Source organism: Brevundimonas intermedia (genome assembly GCF_027922165.1).
Classification (GTDB): Bacteria; Pseudomonadota; Alphaproteobacteria; order Caulobacterales; family Caulobacteraceae; genus Brevundimonas; species Brevundimonas intermedia.
The window spans coordinates 281060-293548 of sequence record NZ_BSFD01000002.1 but is presented as its reverse complement, the minus strand read 5'-3'; the positions used below and the strand labels follow the sequence as shown (position 1 = coordinate 293548).

General features: G+C 66.1%; 11 protein-coding genes. 8 read left to right on the top strand and 3 right to left on the bottom strand.

The window, feature by feature from the left end:
* The first annotated feature begins 339 nt into the window (after nt 1–339).
* The 8 genes from flgK to PKE72_RS04005 all read left to right on the top strand — a co-directional run bounded on the left by flgK (nt 340) and on the right by PKE72_RS04005 (nt 9935).
* Complete coding sequence (gene flgK / locus PKE72_RS04040; RefSeq protein WP_271164106.1) at nt 340–2457, top strand: flagellar hook-associated protein FlgK; 2118 nt, start codon at nt 340–342, stop codon at nt 2455–2457.
* On the top strand, nt 2454–3419 hold the full coding sequence (locus tag PKE72_RS04035; RefSeq protein WP_271164105.1) for a flagellin: 966 nt from the start codon (nt 2454–2456) through the stop codon (nt 3417–3419). Before flgK ends, PKE72_RS04035 begins: the two co-directional genes overlap by 4 nt.
* Before the next feature lie 69 nt (nt 3420–3488).
* Nucleotides 3489–4727, top strand: coding sequence for a putative DNA modification/repair radical SAM protein (locus PKE72_RS04030; RefSeq protein WP_271164104.1), 1239 nt, complete (start codon nt 3489–3491; stop codon nt 4725–4727).
* Complete coding sequence (locus PKE72_RS04025; RefSeq protein ID WP_271164103.1) at nt 4727–6193, top strand: UdgX family uracil-DNA binding protein; 1467 nt, start codon at nt 4727–4729, stop codon at nt 6191–6193. Before PKE72_RS04030 ends, PKE72_RS04025 begins: the two co-directional genes overlap by 1 nt.
* A gap of 228 nt (nt 6194–6421) precedes the next feature.
* Nucleotides 6422–7540 (top strand): MlaE family ABC transporter permease, encoded by a 1119-nt coding sequence (locus PKE72_RS04020; protein ID WP_271164102.1) that lies wholly within the window; start codon nt 6422–6424, stop codon nt 7538–7540.
* Complete coding sequence (locus PKE72_RS04015; protein WP_271164101.1) at nt 7537–8340, top strand: ABC transporter ATP-binding protein; 804 nt, start codon at nt 7537–7539, stop codon at nt 8338–8340. Before PKE72_RS04020 ends, PKE72_RS04015 begins: the two co-directional genes overlap by 4 nt.
* Before the next feature lie 12 nt (nt 8341–8352).
* Entirely contained in the window at nt 8353–9291 is a 939-nt protein-coding gene (locus PKE72_RS04010) for an MlaD family protein (RefSeq protein WP_271164100.1), read from the top strand.
* Entirely contained in the window at nt 9288–9935 is a 648-nt protein-coding gene (locus PKE72_RS04005; RefSeq protein ID WP_271164099.1) for an ABC-type transport auxiliary lipoprotein family protein, read from the top strand. Before PKE72_RS04010 ends, PKE72_RS04005 begins: the two co-directional genes overlap by 4 nt.
* A 4-nt stretch (nt 9936–9939) precedes the next feature.
* Here PKE72_RS04005 and PKE72_RS04000 read toward each other — a convergent pair whose 3' ends face one another.
* The 3 genes from PKE72_RS04000 to PKE72_RS03990 form a co-directional block, all read right to left on the bottom strand.
* Nucleotides 9940–10896 carry a hypothetical protein gene (locus PKE72_RS04000; RefSeq protein ID WP_271164098.1) on the bottom strand — a complete coding sequence of 319 codons (957 nt, stop codon included), beginning with the start codon at nt 10894–10896 and terminating at the stop codon, nt 9940–9942.
* A gap of 150 nt (nt 10897–11046) precedes the next feature.
* Entirely contained in the window at nt 11047–11703 is a 657-nt protein-coding gene (locus tag PKE72_RS03995; RefSeq protein ID WP_271164097.1) for a 3-oxoacid CoA-transferase subunit B, read from the bottom strand.
* Nucleotides 11703–12407, bottom strand: coding sequence for a CoA transferase subunit A (locus tag PKE72_RS03990; RefSeq protein ID WP_271164096.1), 705 nt, complete (start codon nt 12405–12407; stop codon nt 11703–11705). Before PKE72_RS03990 ends, PKE72_RS03995 begins: the two co-directional genes overlap by 1 nt.
* Between the last annotated feature and the right edge of the window lie 82 nt (nt 12408–12489).

The following is a 12489-nucleotide window of genomic DNA, read 5'->3' as shown; positions in this document are numbered from 1 at the left end:
AGGCGCGGGCCAGTTTCGTCAACGTTGATATTACACGAGAAAATCAAACTTGGCTGAGGGGCGGGGCGACCGGAGAGGCGTTTCTTGCCGTCCCTTCGCTACTTTTTGCCCGGCATCGAATGCATCGGTCCTGTGTCGAGTTCGTCAGTAGGTGGAGCCTTGGGTATCGCTATCGACACATTTGGCCCGAGGCTTGCGCACCTCACGGGTCATGAAGACTGCGCGATCCGCAATGTCGTGTGAAAACAACGCTCTGTTTGAGCGGGGGCGGCGCGTGGCCGGGCAAGATTTGCGCGCCGCAGGGCAGGGCCTGCCGGGTGAGGCGAGGGAGATGGTTCCATGTCGCTGACGTCCATCATGAACATCGCCACCACGGGTCTGCAGGCCGCGCAGACCCAATTGCGGGTGACGTCGGACAACATCGCCAACGTCAACACGGCCGGCTATGTCCGCAAGGTCGCCGATCAGGCCGCCGCAGTCACCGAGGGTTATGGCGCGGGCGTCGATGTCTCGCGCGTTCGTCTGGCCACCAACCGCTTTCTGCAAGCCGCAGGCATGGGCGCGAACGCGGACGCCGCCCGCCAGAATGTGCGGTACGAACTGTACGACCAGATTCAGACCCAGTTCGGCGACCCCAGCGGCGACGGGGGCTTCTTCGCCAAGATCGACAAGCTGTTCGCCAGCTATGCGACCCTGGGCGAAAGCCCGACGTCTTCGGCGGCGCGGCAGGACACGGTCTACAAGACCCAGGCGATGTTCAATGAAGCGGCGAACATTGCGGCGCAGATCCAGACGGCGCGGCAGGAGGCGGACAGTCGTCTGCTTAGCGCCGTCGATGCGGTCAATCCGCTGCTGGAGCAGATCGACAAGCTGAACAAGACGATCGCCGCCGGCTCGATCATCAACCAGGACGTGACCGGGGCCCAAAACGCCCAGCAGACGCTGATCAACGAGCTGTCCCAGTATATGGACGTCAAGATCGAGCCGCGGGCGAACGGCGGGGTGACGCTGCGGACCGGGACGGGGATGACATTGGTCGGCGACGGGCATGCGGTGCTGTCGTACAAGGCTGCGGGGACCGTCGATTCCATGACGGCCTTCTCGGACATTATGGTCACAGAGCCCAACGGGACGCGCTGGCCGCTGCTGGACGGCGTGTCGTCAGGGGAGATCCGCGGCCTTGTCGAACTGCGCGACACCGACGCCCCGGCGGCGGCAGCCCGCCTGGGCGAGCTGACGGCCAAGTTGGCGGACGAGCTGAACCGGGCGCACAACGCGAACAGCAGCGTGCCCGCTCCGACCCTGCTGAGTGGTCGAAACACCGGTCAGTCTCTGACGACCGCCCTGACCGGCTTCACCGGTACGACCACGATCACGGCGGTGGACAGCGCGGGGGTGGTCCAGGCCTCGGCCCAGATCGTCTTTTCCGGCGCCACCATGACCGTCAACGGCGTGGCCGCAGATCCGACGACCTTCCTGGCCACGGTCAACGCTCAACTGGGGGGCGAAGCCACGGTCGGCTTCTTTGACGGGCAACTGCGGATCGAGGGCCAGGGCGGCAACGGCGTCGCTGTGGCGGACAATGCGACCACGCCCAGCAGCAAGGGCGGACGCGGCTTCTCCCACTGGTTCGGGCTGAATGATCTGGTCAGCACGACGACGCCCACCTTTTACGACACCGGCCTGACGCTGACGTCGCAGCATGGCTTTGACGCTGGGGAAAGCCTGACTTTCCGCATCGGCAGCGCCTCCGGCGCCCGGTTGCGAGATGTCACCATTCCCGTGCCGACGGGAACGGGCACGATGGGCGAACTGCTGACCGCGCTGAACGATCCGGTTGCGGGCGTGGGGCGGTACGGCGCCTTCAGCCTGGATTCTGCTGGGACGTTGAGCTTCAAAGCCTATGACGCCGCTTCCACGACCCTGAGCGTCGTCAAGGACAATACGACCCAGACCCCTTCGGGCGTGACGATGTCGCAACTGTTCGGCCTGGGCGAGACGGGTGCGACGCGCGCCGGCGCCTATTCCGTCCGCAGCGACATCCAGAAGGATCCGGAAAAGCTGGCCCTGGCCCAGTTGAACCTGTCGGCGGCGGCGGGCACCTCGGCCCTGAGCAAGAATGACGGTCGCGGCGGACTGCTGCTGGCGGACGCTGGCCGCAAGAACGTCAGCTTCGCCGCCGCCGGTGGCAACAGCGGCGGGACCAAGAGCCTGTCGGCCTATGCGGCGGACTTCGCGGGCGACATCGGCGGCAAGGCCTCGGCGGCGAAAACCGCCAGCGAGACTGCAACGGCTATCGCCCAGGAAGCCGATAATCGTCGCAACGCCTCCGAGGGGGTCAATATGGACGAGGAGCTGGTCAATATGACCACCTTCCAACAGGCCTACAACGCCTCCGCTCGCCTGATCCAGGCGAGCAAGGACATGTACGACGTGCTGATCGGGATCCTGCAATGACGCGTGTCGCCACCTTCGGAAATTATCAGTCCGCGCTGCTCAACCTGATGAGCGCCCAGAACCGCGCCGAGCAGGCTCAGCAGCGGATCGACAGCGGGACCATCGCCACCGACATGTCCGGCTATGGTCGAGGCGCCGAGCAACTGACCAGTCTGACCTCGACACAGGCGCGGCTGGACGGGTTCATCGGCGCCGGAGAGAGCGCTGCGGCGCGGCTGAGCGCGCAGGACTTGGCCATGAACCGCATCTACGACGCCGGCTCGGCGGCGCGGGAGGCCATCGCTAACGGCATCGCGGCGGGCAACATCACCAATATGATGACCGAGCTGGGTCTTCAGTATCAGACCGTCCAGAGCGGATTGAACGCCGAGCATCAAGGCGCTTATCTGTTCGGCGGCGGGCGCGGTGATGCGCCGCCGGCGACAGCCGCGACAATGGCGGCCCTGGCCGCCGCGCCTTCGACCGCCTCGACCTTCGCCAATGACGACCTGAAGCAGAAGTCGCGCATCGACGAAAACACCATGGTCGAGACGGGCTTTCTGGCCAATGAAATCGGCGGGCCTCTGACGGAGGTGTTCCGCAACATGCAGGCCTATCAGAACGGAACTCCGGTCATCATCGGCGGCGTCACCTATACGCCGACAGGTCCGGGAACCCTGACCGGGCAGCCCGGTGCGACCGTCGTCGCTTTCCTAACCGCCCAAATGGGCGAATTCAGCAAAGCCAACGAGGGTCTGACGAATCAGACCGCCAAGAACGGACTGGTTCAAAACCAGGTTGAGGCGGCGCTAGATGCGCACGAATCCCAGAAGCTGGCCCTCGACAAGCTGATGACCGACAAGGCTGGCTATGACCCGGCCCGGGCGATCACTGACCTGCAGGCGGCCCAGGTGGCGATCGAAGCCTCGGCCCAGGTGATCAACTCGCTCCGCAATACGTCGCTGCTTGATCTTCTGCGCTAAGCGGTCGGTCTGGAAGGAAAAGATACGGCTCAGCTGGACGATGATGCGTCGAGAACGTATCATGAACATATGGCGCGTCTCGATCTTCGGAAAAAGCTGTCGATCCTCGCGGATGCAGCCAAATACGACGCCTCCTGCTCGTCCTCCGGAACCTCCAAGCGGGACTCGGTCGGGGGCAAGGGGATCGGGTCGACCGAGGGCATGGGCATTTGCCACGCCTATACGCCTGATGGGCGATGCGTCAGCCTGCTGAAGATATTGCTGACCAATTTCTGCATCTACGACTGCGCCTATTGCATCAACCGGGCGTCGTCGAATGTGGAGCGGGCGCGGTTCGACGTCGACGAGGTGGTTGACCTTACGCTGAACTTCTACCGCCGGAACTATATCGAGGGGCTGTTCCTGTCGTCCGGCGTGATCCGGACCAGCGACTATACGATGGAACAACTGGTCCTGGTGGCCAAGACGCTGAGGGAGGTCCACGACTTCCGCGGCTATATCCATCTGAAGCTGATCCCTGAGGCCGATCCGAAACTGGTGGAAATGGCGGGGCTGTACGCCGACCGCTTGTCAGCCAATATCGAACTGCCGCGCGACGAGGCGCTGGCGCGGCTGGCGCCCCAGAAGGACGTCGGGGTCATCAAGAAGGCGATGAGCCAGGTGCGGCTGGGTGTCGAGGCGGCCAAGCCGGGCAAGCGCGACAAGATCAAGCCGCCCAAGTTCGCGCCGGGCGGTCAGAGCACCCAGCTGATCGTGGGCGCCGACGGCGCGCCGGATACCGAGATCCTGGACCGGAGCGCGTCCCTGTATGGCGGCTATGGATTGAGGCGGGTCTATTATTCGGCCTTTAGCCCGATCCCGGATTCCAGCTCGATCCTTCCGCTGTCCAAGCCGCCGCTGATGCGGGAGCATCGGCTGTATCAGGCCGACTGGCTAATGCGCTTCTACGGCTTTTCCGCGCCCGAGATCGGGGAGGCGACCGACGGGGGAATGCTGGACCTGGCGATCGACCCGAAGCTGGCTTGGGCGTTGAACAAGCGCGCCCAGTTTCCCGTCGATGTGAACCGGGCTCCGCGCGAGATGCTGCTGCGGGTGCCCGGGCTGGGGGTGAAGGCGACGGACCGGATCGTGGCGGTGCGCCGATATCGGACGCTGAGGCTGGAGGATGTCGGACGGCTGACGCGGTCGGTGGAGAAGCTGCGGCCGTGGATTACGGCGCTGGACTGGACGCCGGGAGGGCTGACCGACGCAGTGGACCTGAAGGCGCGGCTGACGACGCGGGCGCCGGAACAGTTGAGCCTGTTCTGATGCGGACGGCGGTGCTGACGTCGGAGACGGATTTCGAGGGGTGGAGGGCCGCAGCGCGCGAGATGCGGCTGGCGGGGGTGGAGCCTGCGGCGGGGCGGTTCGTGGTGGAGGGAGCGGCTGTTCAAGGTGGCTTGTTCGAGGAGGCGGCGAAGTTTTCTGACCCGCCCGCCACACTTCGTTGTCCTCGAAAAGAGCGAGAATTCTCGGTTCCGAAAGCCTTCGTGGATCTGGCGCGTGAGGTGATCCTGCATCGGTCGGCCGACCGGTTCGACCTGCTGTATCGACTCCTGTGGCGGCTGAGGGACGAGCCGGACCTGATCAAGGTCATTTCGGACCGGGATGTCGCGGATGCGCTGGAGCGGGCCAAGAACGTCAGTCGGGCCTCGCACAAGATGAAGGCCTTCGTCCGGTTTCGTCAGGTCGAGGACGCGCAGGGCGAAGCCTGGGTCGCCTGGTTCGAGCCGCCGCACCGGGTGCTGGAGAAGACCGCCCCCTTCTTCCAGCGGCGGTTCACGACTATGCGGTGGTCGATCCTGACGCCTGACGGTTCGGCCCACTGGGATAGGGAGCGGCTGAGCTTCGGGCCGCCGGCCACACGCGACATGGCGCCGGCTGAGGACGAGATTGAGGAATTCTGGAAGACTTACTACGCCTCGACCTTCAATCCCGCACGGTTGAAGGTGAAGACGATGCAGGCAGAGATGGCCAAGGGCTATTGGAAGAACCTGCCCGAGGCGGCGCTGATCCCGGAACTGGTGGCGGCGTCGTCGGTTCGGACCGATGTCATGGTCGCCACGCCCGCCCCCGAACCCAACGTCCGTTTCGCCCGCGTTGTCGCGCGAGACCTGCACGCGGCGCGACCGGACGTGGAGGCGGTTGCAGACAGTCTGGCTGATGTCGAACGCGGGGTTCAGGCCTGTCGGCGCTGTCCGCTTTATCGCGACGCGACTCAAGGGGTGTGCGGCGAGGGGCCGAAGACGGCGCGATTGATGATCGTCGGCGAACAGCCGGGCGATCAGGAGGATCTGGCGGGACGGCCGTTCGTCGGGCCGGCGGGCCAGGTGCTGGACGCCGCGCTGGAAGAGGCGGGGATTGATCGGTCGGACGTCTATGTCACCAACGCGGTGAAGCATTTCAAGCACGAGCCGCAAGGCAAGAGGCGACTGCACAAGACGCCGAATGCGGGGGAGGTCCAGGCCTGCCGTTGGTGGCTGGACGCCGAGCGTCGGCTGATCCAGCCCAAGGTGGTGCTGGCCTTGGGAGCGACGGCGGGGTTGGCTGTGCTGGGGCGCAAGCCGGCGGTGATGCAGGAGAGGGGGCGGGCGCTGGCGCTGGACGACGGCTCGGTCGGACTGGTGACGGTTCACCCGTCTTATCTGCTACGGCTGCCCGATGTGGCGGCGAAGGCCGAGGCGCGCCGTGGACTTGTTGATGATCTGATCGCGACGCAGCGTCTTATGAGCTGAAGACCCGAACGAATTTCGGGCGGCGGCGTTTGCATAGGTCGCCAGCGTGGCGGTTAGGGGAGATCAGATGAGGCGCGCAGGTTCGACACAGTGCGAAAGGAAAGCGCCGCACAAATGTCATCGCACGTTGACTTCAACTGGAGCCTTGACCATTAGGCGGTTCAGGATTTCGGCTGTTCCTTGCGTGGGTTGGGATCACCTGAAGCCAGTTCTGACTTCCGGGGCGCGATGAGCCAGACCGATTACGAAATCACGGATGCGGGCGATGGCGCGGCGAAGCTGCGCCTTGTCGGCGACTGGACGACGACCGCCTTGGGGCGGCTGCCTCAGCGACTGGACAAGGATCTGGACGGCCGCAAGATCGCGAGCGTAGACACCCGAGACCTGGGCCGGTTCGACACGGCCGGCGCCCTGGCTCTTGTGCAGGCGTCGCATTGCGGCGTGCCCAAGTCGGCGTGGACGGATCGGCCCGAAGCCGGGCGCATCTACACGATGATCGAGACGCTGGAGCGCAAGAGCTCAGCGCCGCCCCCGCAGCCGGACGCCTTTACCCGCAGCTTCGCCAAGATCGGGCGCGGGGTTTATGATTTCGGGGCAGAGGCCATGCTGTCCCTGGCCTTCCTGGGACGCCTGATGGAGGCCGTGGTCGAGGCGGCGAAACATCCCCGCGGCATCCGCTGGCCCGCCTGGGTCAGTCAGGGCGAGCGGGCGGGTCTGGACGCGATCCCGATCGTGATGGTGACGAACTTCTTCATCGGGGCGGTGGTGGCCTTTATCGGGGTGGACCTGCTGACCGACTTCGGCGCCCAGGTGTTCGCGGTGCAACTGATCGGCGTGGCCATGTTCCGCGAGTTCGCCGTGGTGATCGCCTCGGTCCTGCTGGCGGGGCGCTCGGCCTCGGCCTTCGCAGCCGAGATCGGGTCGATGCGGATGAACCAGGAGGTCGACGCCATGCAGGTGATGGGCGTCAATCCGTTCCAGGCCCTGGTGATCCCGCGCGTGGCCGCCCTGGTGCTGATGCTGCCGTTGCTGACCTTCATGGGCATGATCGGGGGTCTGATGGGCGGGCTCATCGTCTGCTGGACATCGCTGAACCTGGGACCGGCCTTCTTCTTCCAGCGGTTGGTCGAGGACGGGAACATGGCCCAGCACATGATGGTGGGGCTGGTGAAGGCGCCGGTGTTCGCCCTGGTGATCGCGGCCATCGGCTGCCGTCAGGGGATGTCGGTGGCGGGCGATGTGGAAAGCCTGGGACGGCGGGTGACGGCGGCGGTGGTGCAGGCGATCTTCGCCATCATCCTGCTGGACGCCGTCTTCGCCCTGGTCTTCCTGGAGCTGGACATATGACCGACGCGACGATGTCAGCCGCCGCGCCGGAGGACCAGATCGAGAACCTGATCGAGGTGCGCGGGCTCCTGAGCCAGTTCGGCGACAGGACTATTCACGAGAACCTGGACATCGACCTGAAGCGGGGCGAGGTCATGGGGGTGGTCGGCGGTTCCGGCGCGGGCAAGACGGTGCTGCTGAACACCATCATCGGCCTGAAGGAGCCCGAGGGCGGGTCGGTGAAGGTGCTGGGCTATGACCGCGCCACCCTGACCGGCGATCAGGCGGCGGACATCGAACAGAGGACGGGGATACTGTTTCAGCAGGGGGCCTTGTTCTCGTCTCTGACCGTTCTGGAGAACGTGGCGTCCCCCCTGGTCGAACATACCAGACTGCCCAAGTCGACCATGTATGAACTGGCCGAGCTGAAGATCGCCATGGTCGGTCTGAAGCCAGAGCACCATCATCTGAAGCCGGCCGAGCTGTCGGGCGGGATGAAGAAGCGCGCCGGGCTGGCGCGGGCGCTGGCGCTGGATCCGGAGCTGGTGTTCCTGGACGAACCGACGGCGGGCCTGGACCCCATTGGTGCGGCGGCGTTTGACGAACTGATCCGGCAGTTGGCGGACGACCTGGGCCTGTCCGTCTTCATGATCACACACGACCTCGATAGCCTGTACGCCATCTGTGACAAGGTGGCGGTGCTGGCGGACAAGCGGGTCGTCGAAAAGGCCACGGTGCAGGAGCTGGAACGCTCCGATCATCCGTGGATCAAGGAATACTTCCTGGGGCCGCGCGGTCGCGCGGCCACCAAGGCGGCTTGAGGAGAGCCACGTATGGAAAGAGACGCACACTACGCCGCCGTCGGCATCGCCACCGTCGCCCTGTTGGCGGCTCTGGCGGTGTTCACGATCTGGCTGGCCCGGTTACAGTTCAACAGCGACTATGACCTGTACGACATCGTCTTCTACGGACCGGTCAACGGGCTGTCGGAAGGCGGCGAGGTGCACTTCAACGGCATCCGCGTCGGCGAGGTGACCGACCTGAACATCGACACCAAGCGCGGCGACCAGGTCATCGCCCGGGTGCGGGTGGACGGCACGACGCCCGTCCGCGTGACCTCGCGGGCCCAGCTGGAGCCGCAGGGCATCACGGGGCTGAACTACATCCAGATCACGGCCGGCTCACCCAACAGCGCCCTGCTGAAGGACCAGTATCCCGACAATGTCGTGCCGGTGCTGCAAAGCCAGCCGTCGCCGATCGCCGAGCTGCTGAGCGGGTCCGGCACGGTGCTGGCCCAGACGGTGGATGCGCTGAACCGGATCAACCGGGTCATGTCCGACGACAACATCCGCAGCTTCTCGACCAGCGTGAAGAATGTCGAGGCCCTGACGACCGAACTTGAGGCGCGCAAGGCCATCTTTGCCGAGTTGGAAGCGGCGGTGAAGAACGCCAACGCCACCATTCTGGAATATCAGGGACTGGCGGCCGACATGCGCGCCGTCGTCAACACAGACGGCCGTGAAGCCATCGCCAACATCAACCAGGCGACGGCGGAGGCGCGTGTCGCCATCGCCTCGGCCAATCGCTCGATCACCGGACTGGAGCGGCCTTTGGGCGACTTCGCCACCTCCAGCCTGCCGCAACTGAGCGGGACCATAGAGGAACTGCAGGAGGCGACCCGGTCGCTTCAGGCCCTGATCGACGACGTCCGCGCCAGCCCGCGCGACTTCATCGGCAAACCGCAATCGAAAGAGCTGGAGGTGCAGCCGTGATCCGTTCCCTGGTCCAACTGGGCGCCGTCGTCGGCGTGGTGGTCTCCCTGAGCGGCTGTTCGCTGCTGTCCACGCCGGATCCGGTGCAGAACTACCGGTTCGGCCTGCCGCTGGACGCCCCCTCGGTCGAGGGCGACACGCCCGCGCCCCTGTCGGTGTCGATCCGCCGGATCGAGTTTCCGGAGGCGACCGGCGACGACCGGATTCTGGGAGTCACCGGGACCGAGACGGCCTATATCGGCGGCGCGCGCTGGGTGTCGCCGGCTTCGACCCTGTTCGACGACAGCCTGAAGGCGGCCTTCGCCAATCGGGCGGACCAGATCCGCGTCCTGGGCCGGCGCGAGCCCGGCACGCCGCCGCTGGTGCTTCAGGTGTCGGTGACGACGTTCGAGGCGCGCTATGCTGCGCCGGGGGCGACGCCGGATGTGGTGATCACGGCCCGCGCACAGCTGCGGTCGACGCCTGAACGCCAGGCGGGCGGCGCTGCGATCCGTCCCGAACAGGCGCGGTCGGTGGAGCGCGTCTTCACGGTGACCCAGCCGGCCGGGGAGAACCGGGTCTCGGCCATCGTCGCCGCCTTCGACACGGCGACGCGGGACATCAATACCCAGATCGCCGACTGGACGATTCAGTCGGCGAAGTGAAGGCTCAGGTGACCCACTGGAGGGACTCGGCTTCGACCGGGTTCCTATAGGCGGCGTCTTCGCGCTGGGCGCGGAGAAGGGCGGCCTTTGAGGCGAAGTAGAAGGCGGACGGGCGATCCGGGTCGCCGGCGAAGACCAGCGGCAGGTGCGGGCTGCGGCCCTCCAGCCGCTCCAGTATGGCCACGTCCTGACGCAGGAAGGTCCGGCCCCAGGCCGACAGCAGCGGGCTGCCGAACCGCAGGGCGGCGACCGAGCAGAGGATCAGGTTGCGGATCACGACGTCGCCTTCCGCCTGGGGGGTGACGGTGGTCAGGTTGATCAGTTCGAACCCGCGCGCGGTGACGCGCTCCAGCCGGATCGAGGGCAGGCGGAACTCGATACTGACCTTGCGGTCCTCGGACACCAGATCATAGGCGGGGGTGGAGGCGAAGGCGTCGGCCGCGACGGCGGTGAAGCCGAAGGGCGAGGGGCTGTAGCGCTTGGTCTTGGTGCGTCGCGCCTGACTGCGCCACCACCAGGCGTTATGGATCATCGGCACATGGGCCGGGTCCAGCAGGCCCAGGACCGCCTGGTCGTAGTCGGCGCGCGCGGGGGCCTTGGAATAGGCGATCAGGGCCAGGGGCGCCTCGGGCGTCGGAGGCAGGTCCGGCGGGGCGACGTCGCTGGCGGGGCAGGCCCAGATCAGTCCGAGCCGGTTGATCAGTCGCCAACCGCCGCAGGCGGTCGTCTGGACGGCGGCCGGGGCCACCGTGGCGGGCAGGTCGATCCATTCGCCGTGCAACTGGGCCCGCGAGGCGGTTCGGACCCGTGCGGCGCGTACGGGGTACCAGGCGTGGATCGGGGCGCCGAAGCGGCGGTCACCGGGCTGGCGCGCCATCAGACGGGCGCCGAGGTCGAGCGGGGCTTCTGGCGAGGAAGGGCCGTCGGAGTCTGCGGGCCGCGTCCGGAGCGAAGTGGCCATGTGACGAAGGTCGCCTGTTCACCGTTGGAAACGGGGAAGGCGCCCCGGGGTCGCACCCGGAGGTCACGAAGGACCTGCGGGTCATCGACACTAGCGGGCGCGTCGTCGCCCAACAAGGTTCGATTAGGCGGCCCCCCGAACGGGTGGAGATCAGGCCGCCTTCAGCCCCTCTGCCACCGTGTAGGCGGCCTCGGTCTTGGCGGCGACCTCGTCCAGGGTGACGCCGTCGGCGAGTTCGATCAGCTCCAGCCCCGCGCCGTCAGGCTTGACGTCGAAGGTGGCCAGATCGGTGATGATGCGGCTGACCACGCCCGTGCCGGTCAGGGGAAGGGTGCAGGATTTCAACACCTTGGACTGACCATGCTTGTTGGCGTGTTCCATGACCACGACCACACGCTTGACGCCGGCGACCAGGTCCATGGCGCCGCCCATGCCCTTCACCAGCTTGCCGGGGATCATCCAGTTGGCGATATCGCCGTTCTGGGCCACCTCCATGGCGCCCAGGATGGACAGGTTGATATGGCCGCCGCGGATCATGGCGAAGCTGTCGGCGCTGCTGAAGTAGGACGACTCCGGGATCTCGGTGATCGTCTGTTTGCCGGCGTTGATCAGGTCGGGATCCTCGTCGCCCTCATAGGGGAAGGGGCCCATGCCCAGCATGCCGTTCTCGGACTGGAGGGTCACGGTCATGCCGGCGGGGATGTAGTTGGCGACCAGGGTCGGGATGCCGATGCCCAGGTTCACGTAGAAGCCGTCTTGCAGCTCCTGAGCGGCGCGCTCGGCCAGTTGTTCGCGAGTACGAGCCATTATGCGGTCTCCCGGCTGCGGACGGTGCGCTGCTCAATGCGCTTCTCGGACACCGTCTGGACCAGGCGATCGACATAGACGCCGGGCGTGTGGATGTGGTCGGGGTCCAGCGAGCCGACGGGGACGATCTCCTCGACCTCGACGACGGTGACCTTGCCGGCGGTGGCCATCATCGGGTTGAAGTTGCGGGCGGTCTTGCGGAAGACGAGGTTGCCGCGCTCGTCGGCCTTCCAGGCCTTGACGATGGAGAGGTCGGCGATGAGGCCGGTCTCCATGACGTAGTCGCGACCGTTGAAGTTGCGGACCTCCTTGCCCTCGGCGACCAGGGTGCCGACGCCGGTGGCGGTGAAGAAGGCTGGGATGCCGGCGCCGCCGGCGCGGATACGCTCGGCCAGGGTGCCTTGCGGGTTGAACTCCAGCTCCAGCTCGCCGGCCAGATACTGGCGCTCGAACTCCTTATTCTCGCCGACGTAGGACGAGATCATCTTGGCGATCTGGCGGGTGCCGAGCAGCTGGCCCAGGCCGAAGCCGTCGACGCCGGCGTTGTTGGAGATGACCGTCAGGCCCTTGACGCCGCTGTCGCGCAGGGCGGCGATCAGGTTTTCGGGGATGCCGCACAGGCCGAAGCCGCCGGACATGACCGTCATGCCGTCGAAGGTCAAACCCTCCAGCGCGGATGTGACGTCAGCGTAGATCTTACCCATCGCTCTCCCTTTTCACTGCCTGATGAATATCGGCGCGTTTGACCACGCGTAACGCGGAGGGGGGCGGGGGGCAAGTCGGGAG